The organism is Streptomyces toyocaensis, from assembly GCF_000725125.1.
In the GTDB taxonomy this organism is placed as follows: Bacteria; Actinomycetota; Actinomycetes; order Streptomycetales; family Streptomycetaceae; genus Streptomyces; species Streptomyces toyocaensis.
Genome location: NZ_JFCB01000001.1, coordinates 82027 through 95656 on the forward strand (window position 1 = coordinate 82027; position 13630 = coordinate 95656).

Below are 13630 nucleotides of genomic sequence, written 5' to 3' on the forward strand. Positions count from 1 at the left end.
GTCGTCCCCGGCTCTCGTGGCCGGTCGCGCTGAGCACCGTTGCCCGGCGCACCCCGGGGGCAGGGCAGGCCCATGGGCGGAGCGCGCCCACAAGAAGGGCAGCAAGAACGGCGGGCCGCGCATTCCAAGATCGGGCCGCACATCGCCGTGAGCTGTGTCACGGCGTACCGGGCGGCGTGCCGTCCGCCGGACGCGCACGCTCCCGGGGCACCACCGCCGGTGTCGGCCCGGCCGGCACCTCGGCGCTTCCCGCACGGAGCCGTCGGGCACCCGCCTCGCCACCGGACAGAAAGTGCTTCCTGCCGGAGATCCGCCACATCGGGGCGGGAAGGACTCCCCTACTCCCCCCGGCCGTCAGGAATACCCAGCGGCCCTGTGGTGCTCTTGAGTTACCGGCGGGTTAGCCCCCCGGTGCGTGACGTGGTGGCGCGGTGAAGGGCTGGTGGGCTCATGACGGCAGCGGACCGGGACAACCCCGTGGTCGGCACCCCGTACGGAGCCGTACGCGGCCGCTGGGAGCGTGACGTGGCCGTCTTCCGCGGCATCCCCTACGCGGCACCCCCGTTCGGTCCCCGCCGTTTCCGCCCGCCGGTCCCACCGGAGCGCTGGGACGGCGTACGCGAAGCCGCCGCCTTCGGGCCGACGGCCCCCAAGCCCCCGTACTCGGCGGCCTTCGCTCCGTACCTCTCCGACCCGGACGTCCCCGGCGACGACTGCCTCAACCTCAACGTCTGGACCCCCGACCCCGCCCCCGGCGCCCGCCTCCCGGTCCTCGTATGGCTCCACGGCGGTGCCCTGACCAGGGGATCGTCGGCGGTCCCCGTCTACGACGGCCACACGTTCGCCCGTGACGGCGTGGTGTTCGTCTCGCTCAACTACCGCCTTGGCGTCGAGGGCTACGGCCTGTTCCCCGACGCCCCCGCCAACCCCGGACTGCGCGACCAGCTCGCCGCGCTCCAGTGGGTCCACGACTCGATCGCGGCCTTCGGCGGCGACCCGGACCGCGTCACCCTCGGTGGCCAGTCCGCCGGGGCGATCAGCGCGGCGGCACTCGTCGCCGCCCCGCGGGCCCGGGGACTGGTCCGCCGCGCCGTCCTGCAGAGCGGCCCGCCCGAGACCACCGACCGCGACAAGGTGCGGCGCATGGTCCGGCGCATGGCGAACCGTCTGAAGGTGCCCGCCACCGCCGAGGCCTTCACCGGCGTCGACCGCGGACACCTGCTGCGCGTCCAGGCCGACATCGGCCGCCGCGGCAGCCCGGTGCTCGGCGGCCCCGCCTTCGGCATCGTCGTCGACGGCGACCTGGTGCCGCGCGACCCCCTGGAGGCCCTCACCGACGGCGCCGCCCCCGGCGTCGGCCTCCTGACCGGCTGGACCCGCGACGAGTACCGCCTGTGGCTCGTCCCCGGCGGCCTCGTGGAACGCCTCGACCGACTCGGCGCGGTCGCCGTCGCCGGTGCGATGGCCCGCTGCCGCTGCGGCGGCGAGGTACCGCGCGGCTACCGCGCCCTGCGCCCGGACGCCGGCACCGCGGAACTCGTCGGCCAGATGGTCACCGACCACCTGCTCCGCGCCCCCCTGCACCGGCTCGCCGACGAACGCCGGGAGCCGTCGTACGTCTACGAGTTCGCGTGGCCCTCGAACCGCCCCGGCATGGGCGCCTGCCACGCCCTGGAACTGGGCTTCGTCTTCGACAGCGGTCACGAGCCCGACGCCCGCAAACTCGCCGGCGAGGGTGCGCCCCAGGAGCTGGCCGACGCGATGCACGGCGCGTGGGTACGGTTCGTCACCGACGGCTCGCCGGGATGGGAGAGGTGGGACACCCGCCACCCGGTGCGGATCTTCGGCGACGGCGACCCGCACACCCGCCACGGCCCCCGCGACCGTGAACTCGCCCTGTGGAACGCGCCCGCCCCCGAGGAGCCCGCGCCGCCCCCCGAACTCCGCTCCGTCATACGCCGCCTGCGCCGCAACGGCGCACTCCGCCGCACCTGACGCCGGGCCGGCGGTCCGGGCGAGGCGCCGCTCCTCGGTGTGCGGGTCCTTCTTCACCGCGTGGTTCACGAGCCGGTCGTGCACCGTGGGCGGGCACGCCTCGCGCAGTATGCCGTCGCACTCGTCCCGCTCGAACGCCTCCGGGCGGCCCACCAGCAGCGCCAGCAGCCTCGCCGCGCTGTCACCGGCCTCCCGGGCCGGCGCGCGAGGCTTGCCTCGTCTTCAGCCGCTTCGCGAGCGCGCGCAGCGTGCCGAGGTTCACACCGTGGCAAAGAAGGCCGGCGGCGTGGAGGCCCTCCTGCGACGGTCTACATCTGCTCGGTCCTGAGTTCGTAGCCTGCTTCCTCGATCGCGGCGCGTACGTCCGCGGCCTGCAGAACCCCGTCGCTGGTCACCGCCACTGTGCCGCTGTCGACGTCCACCACTGCGGCAGTGACGCCGGCGATGCGTTTGAGCTCCTCGGTGACCGACTCCGCGCAGTGTCCGCAGGCCATGCCTGTGACGGAGTACGTGCTCACGGTCACGGCGTCGCCTGTCCCCGCTCGCCGCTGCCCTGTACGGGAACAGAGCGGGTGGTCATGTGCGCCTGACGCATACGCCCGTCGGGGGCGAACCGGCCGAAGAAGTAGACCTCGATGGCCAGGTCTTTGCCGCGTTGGGAGGAGTGAAGGGTGTAGCGGGCAGCGAGCCGGTCGCCCTCGGCGACGGCGTCGTGCACCTCCATGCGGAGGGTGGGCCGGTTCTTGCGGACCGGGCGGGTGTGCGCGATGAGTCTGTCGCGGTCCAGTCGGTGTCCGTCGGCGATTTCAACGATGTCCGGGGTGTGATAGCGGTCCACGATCAGTGCCGCGTCCTCGTCCGTCTGCAGCAAGTCCTCGGTGAACGAGGTGTAGAAGTCGATGAGGAACCGCTCGGGGTCGGAGCCGAGTGTGCGCATGTCACTCCCGCCAGTCTGGTGTCCACCTACGATCTTTTACATCCTGTAAAATATCTAGGCCCTGACAAGTTTGGCAACATGTAAGAGATGATGTCTCCCACCCGAAACCGTCGTGCTGACGCCCGTCGCAGCAGAGCCGCCATCCTGGATGCCGCGACCCAGGTCCTCAACGTCGAACCCGACGCAGGCATGGAGACGATCGCCTGCGCTGCGGGCGTGACCCGCCCGACCGTCTACGCCCACTTCCCTTCACGGGAGCGGTTGCTTCTGGCCGTGGTCGAGCGGATCACCCACGAGGTGGTAGTCGCCATGGATGCCGCCGACCTCGACGCCGGACCCGCAGTGGATGCCCTCATGCGCATGCTCGACGCCGGCGCACAGGTCACCGGGCGCTATCCCGTACTCGTGCAACTGATCAGCGCCCACACGGTCCCGCCGGAGGCCGACCACGACCGGCATGCGCCCGTTGCCGACCGGATCAGACGGGTGATCCAACGTGGCCGGCAGTCCGGGGAGTTCGACGACCGGCTCCCCGTCGACTGGCTGGTCGCGGCGACGATCAGCCTCGGCCATGTGGCGAGCGAGGAGGCGGACGCCGGCCGCGTACCCGCCAAGGCCGCACAGGATGCCCTCCGCCTCAGCCTTCTGCGCATCCTCGGTGCCACCTGAGAAGAGGCAGATCCCTCACCTCCGCGTTGGTGAACGCGCCGGAGCCGGTGTGACTCCCTACCGGTGAAGGCCGCGCCTACTCGAAGTGGTCCACGCCTGATCCCGCCGAGACGTTGAACTTGCTGCTCGTGGCCGGGCTGGCGGACACCTGGGGCGTGGGAGAGCGGGACCCGGGCAAGGTCGTGTGGTGCGAGTTCGTCACGGCTTCCGCAGGGCCCCGCGACAGAAGCGGCCGTCCGGCCGGTCCGGGTACGGCCGCCGTGTCGTCACGCGGCGCCGCCCGGCAGTTCGATCTCCGCCCAGATGGTCTTCCCCTCGGCACGGTGGCGCGTGCCCCAGCGCCGGGCGAACTGGGCGACCAGCAGCAGGCCCCGGCCGCCCTCGTCGAGGGTGCGGGCCCGCCGCAGGTGCGGGGAGGTTCCGCTGCTGTCGTACACCTCGCAGATCAGGGCCTGCCCGCGGATCAGCCGTAGCTGGACCGGCGGTTGCCCGTAGCGGATGGCGTTGGTGACGAGTTCGCTCACCACGAGTTCGGCGGTGAACGCCACGTCCTCCAGGCCCCACGCGGCCAGCCGGGCTCCCACTCCCGCACGGGCGTCGGCCACCGCGGCGGGGTCGGACGGCAGGTCCCACGTGGCGACGTGGCCCGCGTCGAAGGTCCGGGTGCGGGCGACGAGCAGGGCGACGTCGTCCTGGGGCTGTGTCGGCAGCAGTGCGCGGAACAGGTCGTCGCACATGGCCTCCAGCGATGCGGCGGGCTGCTCCAGGCGCCGGCGCAGCCGCGCGAGCCCGCTGCCCAGATCGTGCCCCGCGCCCTGCAGGAGCCCGTCCGTGAACAGCGCGAGGACACCGCCCGGCGGCACTTCCCATTCACGGGTCTCGAAGGGCAGGCCGCCCAGGCCCAGCGGCGGGCCGGGACGGATGCCGACGAAGTCCACCGTGCCGTCCGGTGCGACGACCGCGGGCGGCGGATGGCCGGCGGAGGCGGCCGTGCAGCGGCGCGTCACCGGGTCGTAGATCACGTACAGGCAGCTGGCGATGACACCGGTGGGCACGTCGAGCTGGGACCCGCGCGGCACCACGGCCTCCTCCTCGGCCACCACCTGGGTCGCCAGGTCGTCGAGCTGCGTCAGGAGCTCGTCGGGGGGCAGGTCGACCTCGGCCAGGGTGCGGACCACGGTCCGCAGGCGTCCCATGGTGGCCGAGGCCCGCAGGCCATGGCCCACCACGTCCCCCACGACCAGCGCGACCCGGGCGCCGGACAGCGGGATGACGTCGTACCAGTCACCGCCCAGCCCCGCCCGCGTGCGGGCCGGAAGGTAGCGGTGGGCCACCTCGACCGCCTCCTGGGCGGCGATCCGCCGAGGCAGCAGGCTCCGCTGGAGGGCCAGCGCGGTCTCGCGTTCGAGGGTGTAGCGGCGGGCGTTGTCCACGGCCACGGCGGCCCGCGCGCCGATCTCCTCGGCCAGCACCAGATCGTCCTCCGTGAAGGGCTCCTCGCGCCGGTGCCGGACGAGGAGCGCCACGCCGAGGGTGATGGCGCGGGCCCGCAGCGGGATGACCATGACCGAATGGACCCCGAAGGCCCGCAGCACTCCCGAGCGGGCCGCGTCGACCCGCTGCCAGGCCCTGATGGCCGGGTCGATGGTGCGGTGCAGCGAGGCCTCGCCGGTGGCCAGGCAGCGGGCGGGGGGCGTGGACGGGGGGTAGTCGTCCACGTCGCCGGGCCGGGCCAGGGCCTCGGGCACCCCGGGCAGCACGGACTGCTGCGCCACCCGGCGCAGTGTGACGGCGCCGGTGGGGGAGGGGCGCGGCTCGATCCCGCGGAACAGGGAGTCCAGCAGGTCGACCGTGACGAAGTCCGCCAGCCGGCCCACCACCAGGTCGGCCATCTCCTGCGCCGTCCGCATCACGTCCAGGGTGGTGCCGATCCGTGTGCTCACGTCGTTCAGCAGGGTGAGCCGCTCCCGGGCCAGGTGCTGCTCGGTGACGTCGAGGGCGGACACCTCCAGTTGCCGTACCCGTCCGTCGGGGCCCCTGAGCGGGGACACGGTGATGGCCCAGACCCCCTCCCGCGCTGCCGGCCGGGCTCTGCCCCGCACGCGGAACTGCTCGGTCTCACCGGTGCCGAGCACCCGGCGCATGCTGTCCTCCACGTGCCGGCAGACGTGGGGAGGCAGGACGTCGGTGACCCGCCGGCCCGTGATCCGCCGCTCGCTCAGGCCGAGCTCGTGCCGGGCGCCGGCGCTCGCCCGCACTGCTCGCAGCGCGGAGTCGAACACGATGACCGGAAGACGGCACTGTGCGAACGCCGCCTCTTCCGTGGTCGGGTCCGCGTCCGGCCCCTCGAGCGGGGTGGCCACGACGAGGTGCTGCGTACGGCCCTCGCCGTCCACCCACGGATACGCCCGCAGCCGTACCTCCATCCGCCGGCCGTCCCGGTGCCGGAGCAGTGTCGTCGCGGTCCGCCCGTCGTCGAGGACCGCGCGGACCGCCGCGCCCCTGCCTGCGTCCGCGCCGAGCAGACGGTCCACGGGGAGCCCGATGACCGCCTGGGACGGGTGGCCGAGCATACGCTCGGCGCCCGGGCTCCATCCCACCACGACGCCCCGGCCGTCGATGACGGCCGTGGCCGCGGCCGCCCGGTCCGGGGGGTCGCCGGTGCCGCCGTCGAGCGGATTGGCGTCGTGCATCTGATCATCGCCCGTTCTGCCGTCGGGGCCGCCGCGCCCGGGGCCGGGGCACCGGTGGTGTCGTGGACCGCCCCGCCGCGGCGATCCCAGCCCGCCGTCGTCCCGACGCCCGGCGTCCCACCCCTCACTCCACTTCTACCGTTCTTCGCCCACGACCGCGCGTCATGGGAGCGGGGCGACGCCCCACGACCGGTCACGCCGCACCTGCCCCCGGTCACAAGGCGCCCGGGCCGTCGGGGCCTCCTCCCGCGTCGGGCACATGCCTGCGGCTTCCGGGTTCTTTAGCATGATGTGAACCGATTGACGTGGTGGGAACGCCCCTCCGTCAGGGATGAGAACGCGGTGGCGACAGAGCAGCAGGTCCCCGGGCTGCCCGGAGCACATGGCGCGGCGCGGTCCGACGGCCTGCCGTTCCACCCGTCCGCTCTGGCCGCCGCGCGCGCGGCGGCCGGGGCCGCCGCGCTGCTGGCCGCTCTCCTCGGCCTGACGGGCCTGACCGGGTGGATCCTCGACGTCGACGTGCTGAAGAGCGTGCTGCCCCGTACCTCGGTGTCCATGAAGCCCGACGCCGCTGTCGCCCTCGTGGCGCTCGGCGTCTCGCTGTTCCTCGTCGCACGCGGCCCGGCTCGCCGGTGGACGACCGCGGCGGCCCGTGCGACGGCAGCCCTGGCGCTGCTGATCGGGGTGCTCACGCTCGTGCAGTACCTCACCGGGGTGAGCCTCGGCATCGACGAGCTGCTCTTCGAGGACGACACCGCCGATGTCCAGACGGGGATGCCGGGGCGGATGGGGCCGAACACGGCCGTGGCCATCTCGCTCGCCGGTGCGGCGTCCCTGTGCGCGAGTACGCGCCGGATCCCCGCGTGGACCGGCCAGGTCATGGGGCTCCTGGTCGGAGCCATCGGCATGCTGCGGCTGTACGGGGCCGCCTACGCGGTGCCCGAGCTGGAGCGGTTCGGCGCCTACACGGGCATGGCCCTGCACACCGCGCCGGCCCTGGTCCTTCTGGGTGTGGCCGCCTGCCTCGCCCGGCCGGGCGAGGGACTGACGGGACTGCTCACGAACGCGGGTGCGACGGGCGCGCTGGGACGCCGCATGCTCGTCACCGCCGTGGTCGTGCCGCCCCTGCTGGGCTGGGGCGTGCTGGCGGGTGAGAGCGCGGGGGTGTTCGGGCCGCGGCTGGGGACCGCCCTGCTGGTGTGGGGCCACGTGGCCGCCTTCACCGTGGTGATCTTCGCCGCCCTGGCCATGGGCCGTCGCGTCGAGGTGTCCCATGCCCGTCTCGAATGGCAGGTGCGCCAGAACGAACTGCTGCAGGCCTTCATGGACCACACCCCCGCGTTGGTGTTCATCAAGGACCTGGAGGGCCGCTACCTGGCGGTCAACACGACGTTCGAGGAGAGCCTGGGGCTGGGCCGCGACCAGGTACTGGGCCGCCGCGACCTGGACGTCATGCCGGAGGGCCTCGGCCGTCACGCGCGGGAAGCCGACCTCGCGATGCTGGCCGGGGGCAGGCCCGTGCAGCGGGAGGAACTGCTCGACCTGCCCGGCGGTCCGCGGGAGTTCCTGACCACCCTGTTCCCGCTCAACGACGCGTCCGGCGTTCCTTACGCCCTGTGCGGCGTGGTCACCGACATCACCGAACGCGTCGCCGCCCAGCGCGAGGTGGAGCGGGCACAGCGGCGGTTCCGCGCGCTGCTGGAGTCGGCACCCGACGCCACCCTCATCACCGACGGCGACGGCACCGTCGTCATGGCCAACGCGCAGGTGGAGCGCGTGTTCGGCCGAACGCCGGGTGACCTCGTCGGCACCCGGGTCGCCGATCTGGCGCCCGGCGCGCAACGCCGGCGGCAGGGCGCCCTCCTCGACGCCTACCTGCGACGGCGCGACCCGCGGCCCGCGGTCGTGGACCGGAACCTGTACGGGCTGCGCGACGACGGCTCCACCTTCCCCGTCGAGGTCAGTGTCAGCAGCCTCCAGGCCGAGCGGGAGACCCTCGCCGTGCTGTTCGTGCGGGACATCACCGAGCGCAGGCGGGCGGAGGCCGAGCGCGCCGAACGCTACGAGCAGCACCGGCACATCGCCTACACCCTGCAGCACAGCCTGATGGGGGAGCCGCCCACCCTCGCGTATCTGCCCAGCGCGCACCGGTACCTGGCCTCCGTCCAGGACCCCGGGGTCGGCGGCGACTGGTTCGACGTCATCCCCCTCGGCGGCCGCCGCACCGGCGTCGTCATCGGCGACGTGATGGGCCGGGGGCTGGAGGCGGCGGCCGTCATGGGGCAGCTGCGCGCCGCCTCCCACGCGCTGGCCCGTACGGGCGCTACCCCCAGCGGGCTGATGACCTCACTGGACGCGTTCGTCGGCGACCTGGCCGGCCAGCTCGTCACCTGCCTCTATCTGGTCCTCGACCAGGACGCGTGCGAGGTCACCGTCTGCTCGGCGGGCCACCCGCCCGTCGTCGTCCTGCCTCCCGGCGGGCCCCCCGGCCGGCTGCGGGCACCGGTCGGCGTGCCCCTGGGGGTCAACGACCCGGGCGGCGGCGGGGTGCCGTTCGAGGAGGTGACCCTGCCGCTGCCGCCGGGCAGCGTCCTCGCCCTCTACACCGACGGGCTGGTCGAACAGCCCGGCACCGACATCGAGGCGCGGATCGACGTCCTCGCCCGCACCGCCGGTGCCGCGCTGAAGGGTGCCCGCGCGGACCCGAAGGTCCTCGACCGGGCGGCGGACCGGCTGATCAGTGCCCTCATCACCGCCCCGGCCGACCACGACGACGACGTGACCCTGCTCCTGCTCGGCGTGCCCGGTCCGCACGGGCCGGACCCCGACCACTGACGGGGTGGCAGGCCCTGGGGAGCGGGGGGCGGGGTGCGGGGAACGGGGAGCGGGGAGCGGGGAACGGGGAGCGGGGTGCCGCCTGTGCGAGGTCGCTACGGCCGCACCCGCAGCACCTCCGCGACCGACGAGATGGTCTCCGGCCCCACCCGGCAGCACCCGCCGATCAGCCGGGCCCCCGAAGCGCGCCAGCCCGTCACCCGTCCGGCGGTGAACGTCGGCCGGCCGGTCCAGGCCCGCGCGCCCGCGTCCCACGTCTCCCCGCTGTTGGGGTAGACCACGACCGGTTTGCCCGTGACACGGGCGGCGAGCGGGACGGCGTGGTCGGCCTCCCGCGGGGTGCAGCAGTTCACGCCGACCGCGATCACCTCGTCCGCCCGCGCGGCGAGCGCGAAGGCGTCCTCCAGGGGCTGCCCCGCGCGGGTGCGGCCGCCTGCCGCCGAGTAGGACAGCCAGGCCGGTGTGCCGAGGCCGCGCAGGGCCCGCAGCAGGGCCTCGGCCTCGTCCGTGTCGGGGATCGTCTCCAGGGCCAGTACGTCCGGCGCGGCGGCGGCCAGGACCTCCATGCGGGGGCGGTGGAAGCGTTCCAGCTCCGCGACCGACAGCCCGTACCGGCCGCGGTACTCGGAGCCGTCCGCGAGCATCGCCCCGTACGGTCCGACCGAGGCCGCCACCCACAACGGGCGGGACGCCAGGGCCCGCCGGGCCGCCTCCCGGGCACACCCGACGCTCAGCGCGAGCAGCGCGGACGCCTCCTGACGGCCGGTCCCGCGCCGGGCGAAGCCCTCGTACGTCGCCTGGTAACTGGCCGTGATCGCCACGTCCGCGCCCGCCCCGAAGTACGCCAGATGCGCGCCGGTCACCGCCTCCGGGTCCTCGGCGAGCAGCCGGGCCGACCACAGCTCGTCGCTCAGGTCGTGGCCGGCCGACGCGAGCTGGTTGGACAGGCCGCCGTCGAGGACGACCGTGCCGTCCGCGAGCGCCTCGGCGAGTGGGGGAACGGTGCTCATGCCGGCGACGCTAGCGGAGCCACCCGCCACAGCGCGCCCTCCCGCCCCGCTGCTGGGATGCTGGGAGGGGGCACAGCCGAACAGGGGCGGTGAGTGCATGACCGGGCCGGAAGAGGACGAATCGCCGGTGGCGGGAGGCCGCGCCGACCCGCGCGGCGACCCGTTTCTGCGCACCCGGTTCGCCGTACCCGCGCGCCCGGCGACGTATCTGCGGCGGGAGCGGCTGACCAGGCATCTCGACCAGGCCCTGACCACCCCGCTGACCATGGTCAACGGGGCGGCCGGCGCGGGGAAGACGTTGCTGGTCGCGGACTGGGCCGCACGTCGCGGCCGGCTGCCGGTGGCCTGGCTCACCGCCGACGCGGCCGGGGACGGGCCCGGGGTGTTCTGGGCGTACCTGCTGCGGGCCCTGCGGACGGCCGGTGTGCCCCTGTCCGCCGGCATCGGTGCCCCGGCGGAGGCCAGCCGGGTGGGACCGGCCCTGCTCGTGCGGCTCGCCGCGGAGCTCAGCGGCCGGGAGCGGCCGGTGGTCGTGGTGCTCGACGAGTTCGACCGCGTCACCGCCCCGGAGATCGCCGAGCAGCTGGAGTTCGTCCTGCGCCACGCCGGTCCGGGGCTGCGCCTGGTCCTCGTCACCCGCACCGAGCCGCTGCTGCCCCTGCACCGCTACCGGGCCGCGGGCGAACTGACGGAGATCAGGGGCGCCGAACTGGCCTTCACCCCCCACGAAGCGGCCCGGCTGCTGGACCTGCACGGGCTGCGCCTGCCCCCGGCCGCGGTGCGCGCGCTCGTGGAGCGCACCCGGGGGTGGGCCGCCGGGCTGCGGCTGTGTGCGCTGGCGGCGGGACAGAGCCCGGACCCCGAGCTCTACCTGAAGGAGTTCGAGGCCGACCGGAGCACGATTGCCGACTTCCTGCTGGCGGAGGTGCTCAAGCGGCAGGAGGCCGGAACCCAGGAGCTGCTGCTGCGGGTGAGCGTGCTCGACCGGTTCGGGCCCGGGCTGGCGAACGCGGTCACGGGACGCGACGACGCCGAGGCCGCCCTGGCCCGGCTCAGCCGGGAGAACGCCTTCGTCGAGCACCTGGGGCACGGCCTGTACCGCCTGCACCCGTTGTTCGCGGAGATACTCCGCGCCCATCTGCGGATGCGCCGGCCCGGAGCCGAACCCGGACTCCATCGGACCGCCGCCGCGTGGCTGCGGCGGTCCGGGGCCCTCGCGGAGGCCCTCACACACGGGGCCGCCGCCGGCGACTGGGAGTTCACCGCAGGTGCCCTGATCGACGACCTCGCCATCGGCCAGTTCTTCACGGGGCCGCGCTCCGACACGACGGCGGGGCTGTTCGCGGCGATGGGGCGGGACGGCACGGGACCCGCCCAGGAACTGGTGCGGGCGGCCGGCCGGCTGGCCCGGTGCGACGTCGACGGCGCTCTGGCCCACCTGCGCCGGGCACGGCACGACCTCGCGGAGCACGACGGCACCGCGGACCGGGCGGCGGCCCGGCTGAGCTGCGCCCTGCTGGAGGCCCTGGCCGCCCGGCTGGCCGGTGCGCCGGACCGGGCGGAGGACGCCGCGCGGACGGCCGAGGGGTTGTGGGACGCGGTCCCCGAGCAGCTGGAGCGGCACCCGGAGATCCCCGCGCTGCTGCTGGACCATCTGGGCTCCACCCGGCTGTGGGCCGGGCGCTTCGAGGAGGCGCGGGCCGCCCTGTCCACGGTGGCGGAGTGCGCCCCGGGAGCGGTCACCGCACTCGTGCGCGAGGACGCGCTGGCCCGCCTCGCCCTGATCGACCAGCTCGACGGCTGGCCGGGCAGGGCGGAACGCAGGGCGCGGGAGGCCCTGGCGGAGACGGAGCGGTTCGGTCTGTCCCCGTCCGCCGGCGCCGGTGTGGACCGGGTCGTGCTGGCCGCCGTCGCCGTGGACCGGGACGAGCCGGGGCGGGCGCGGGCCCTGCTCGACGCGTCCGCCGAGTCGCACCCCGCGCTGCGGGATCCCGTCCTGGCGGCCTGCCGGGCGCTGACGACCGCGCGCCTGCACCTGGCGCGCGGCGATCCCGGTGCCGCGCTGAGAGCCGTGGAGGAGGAGGTGCGGGCCGACGTCGCCTCGCCGTGGGTACAGGGGGAGACCGCGCTCGTCGCGGCCGCCGCTCACCTCGCCGGTGGCCGGGCGCGGACGGCCGCCGGGCTGCTCGCGCGGGTGCCCGACGACCAGGTGGCGTGCGCCGTGGAGGCCGCGCGGGTCCAGCTCGCCGCCGGGCGGGCCGCGGCGGCCGTACGCCTGCTGGACCGGGTGCGCCCGGAGGGGCGGGCCGGTCCCGCGGTGACCGTGCGGGCCGCGCTGGTGCGGGCGCGGGCCGCCGACGAGGCGGGAGACGGCGCGGCGGCGCGCAGACTGGTGGGACGGGCGCTCGCGGAGGCCCGACGGGAGCGGCTGCGACGGCCCTTCGCCGAGGCCGGGCCGTGGATCCGGCCCTATCTGCGGTCGGAGGCCCCGCACCGGCCGGCGGCCGGCCGGCCCGCACCCTGCTTCGGTCCGTCCCGGCGCGAGCCGCCGCCCCCGGTCGTCGAGGAGCTGAGCGGACGCGAGCGCGACGTGCTGCGGCGCCTGGCGCTGACGATGTCCACGGAGGAGATCGCCGCCGATCTGTACGTGTCGGTCAACACGGTGAAGACCCACCTCAAGAGCGTCTACCGGAAGCTGTCGGTCAACCGCCGCAACGAGGCGGTACGCCGCGCCCGCGAGCTGGACCTGTTGTGACGGGAGGACCACCGTGACTCGAGGGCGGCCACTGATCGTCCCGGGGACCGCGCCGTTCCCGATGGTCCTCGGCACGTCCGTCCGTCGGGGCCCGGCGTGCGGACCCGTCCGGTCCGGCGGGCGGGGCGGGGCCGGCCGGAGGGCGCCGTGACGGCCGGCGCCGGGCACACGTCCCCGGGCCGCGTCGCACGGACCGCGGAGGACGGGGCGCACGCGGACTGCGCGGGCGGCGTCTACGGGTCCGTGCTCGCGGCCTCGGTGATCGTCGGGGCCGGCACGCTCGGCTCGTTCCCGCGTCTGGAGCTGGTGCTGCTGCTGTTGCTCACCGGCGCGGTGTTCTGGATCGCGCACGTGCACGCTCAGCTGTTCGGGGCGCGGCTCGCACAGCACGGCCCCGACCGTGCCGTCGTCCTGCGGGTGTGCCGGGAGGAGTGGACGATCGTCGAGGCCGCCGTGCCGCCCGCGGCCGCCGTGGCGGTCGGTCCTCTGCTGGGCCTGGGTGTGCAGGGCGGCCAGTGGCTCGCGCTGGCCGTCGCCGTGACGGGGCAGGTGGGCTGGTCCGTCGCGGCGGCCCGGCAGGCGGGCGCGACGCGGCGTCTGCTGGTCCTGTCGGCTCTGGTGAACCTCGTTCTGGGCCTGGTGATCCTGTCGTGCAAGCTCTGGCTGAAGCGCTGAGGGAGTCAGTCGTGGCAGGGCCGGGGAGCCTCTCACCTGTACGGGGTGAGCCGGGCCGCCG

Annotated in this window: 9 protein-coding genes and 2 pseudogenes; 6 read left to right on the top strand and 5 right to left on the bottom strand. The window is 75.0% G+C overall.

From position 1 onward, the window contains the following. The first annotated feature begins 450 nt into the window (after positions 1-450). On the top strand, positions 451-1995 hold the full coding sequence (locus BU52_RS00380) for a carboxylesterase/lipase family protein (RefSeq protein ID WP_037925983.1): 1545 nt from the start codon (positions 451-453) through the stop codon (positions 1993-1995). A gap of 3 nt (positions 1996-1998) precedes the next feature. On the opposite strand, the pseudogene BU52_RS36070 reads toward BU52_RS00380, so the two are convergent. The 3 genes and pseudogenes from BU52_RS36070 to BU52_RS00390 all read right to left on the bottom strand — a co-directional run. Beyond that, a pseudogene (locus tag BU52_RS36070) lies at positions 1999-2263 on the bottom strand (DNA alkylation repair protein); the annotation flags it as partial. A 40-nt stretch (positions 2264-2303) separates the two neighbouring features. Continuing rightward, entirely contained in the window at positions 2304-2513 is a 210-nt protein-coding gene (locus tag BU52_RS00385; protein WP_235216227.1) for a heavy-metal-associated domain-containing protein, read from the bottom strand. 2 nt (positions 2514-2515) lie between these two features. Next, positions 2516-2932, bottom strand: coding sequence for a nuclear transport factor 2 family protein (locus tag BU52_RS00390; RefSeq protein ID WP_037925989.1), 417 nt, complete (start codon positions 2930-2932; stop codon positions 2516-2518). Positions 2933-3022: 90 nt separating this feature from the next. Between BU52_RS00390 and BU52_RS00395 the strand changes: the two genes are divergently transcribed. Continuing rightward, positions 3023-3601, top strand: coding sequence for a TetR/AcrR family transcriptional regulator (locus tag BU52_RS00395; RefSeq protein WP_037927670.1), 579 nt, complete (start codon positions 3023-3025; stop codon positions 3599-3601). A gap of 116 nt (positions 3602-3717) precedes the next feature. Further along, a pseudogene (locus BU52_RS36075) lies at positions 3718-3798 on the top strand (ATP-binding protein); the annotation flags it as partial. 69 nt (positions 3799-3867) lie between these two features. On the opposite strand, the gene BU52_RS00400 reads toward BU52_RS36075, so the two are convergent. Beyond that, positions 3868-6294: a SpoIIE family protein phosphatase gene (locus tag BU52_RS00400; RefSeq protein ID WP_037925991.1), complete on the bottom strand. Its 2427-nt coding sequence runs from the start codon at positions 6292-6294 to the stop codon at positions 3868-3870. Between the two features lie 342 nt (positions 6295-6636). On the opposite strand from BU52_RS00400, the gene BU52_RS32665 reads away from it, so the two are divergent. Continuing rightward, positions 6637-9129, top strand: coding sequence for a SpoIIE family protein phosphatase (locus BU52_RS32665; RefSeq protein ID WP_051857773.1), 2493 nt, complete (start codon positions 6637-6639; stop codon positions 9127-9129). Between the two features lie 95 nt (positions 9130-9224). Here BU52_RS32665 and mmuM read toward each other — a convergent pair whose 3' ends face one another. After that, entirely contained in the window at positions 9225-10139 is a 915-nt protein-coding gene (gene mmuM / locus BU52_RS00410; protein WP_037925993.1) for a homocysteine S-methyltransferase, read from the bottom strand. 97 nt (positions 10140-10236) lie between these two features. Between mmuM and BU52_RS00415 the strand changes: the two genes are divergently transcribed. Both BU52_RS00415 and BU52_RS00420 read left to right on the top strand, forming a co-directional pair. Next, the gene (locus BU52_RS00415; protein WP_037925995.1) at positions 10237-12894 is read left to right on the top strand and encodes a LuxR C-terminal-related transcriptional regulator; all 2658 of its coding nucleotides are present in this window, start codon (positions 10237-10239) and stop codon (positions 12892-12894) included. 147 nt (positions 12895-13041) lie between these two features. Continuing rightward, positions 13042-13569, top strand: coding sequence for a hypothetical protein (locus BU52_RS00420; protein WP_037925997.1), 528 nt, complete (start codon positions 13042-13044; stop codon positions 13567-13569). The last annotated feature ends 61 nt before the right edge of the window (positions 13570-13630 follow it).

Coding starts and splice junctions, on each gene's coding strand:
- BU52_RS00380 (WP_037925983.1), top strand. CDS start 451: ATGACGGCAGCGGACCGGGACAACCCCGTGGTCGGCACCCCGTACGGA.
- BU52_RS00390 (WP_037925989.1), bottom strand. CDS start 2,932: ATGCGCACACTCGGCTCCGACCCCGAGCGGTTCCTCATCGACTTCTAC.
- BU52_RS00395 (WP_037927670.1), top strand. CDS start 3,023: ATGTCTCCCACCCGAAACCGTCGTGCTGACGCCCGTCGCAGCAGAGCC.
- BU52_RS00400 (WP_037925991.1), bottom strand. CDS start 6,294: ATGCACGACGCCAATCCGCTCGACGGCGGCACCGGCGACCCCCCGGAC.
- mmuM (WP_037925993.1), bottom strand. CDS start 10,139: ATGAGCACCGTTCCCCCACTCGCCGAGGCGCTCGCGGACGGCACGGTC.
- BU52_RS00415 (WP_037925995.1), top strand. CDS start 10,237: ATGACCGGGCCGGAAGAGGACGAATCGCCGGTGGCGGGAGGCCGCGCC.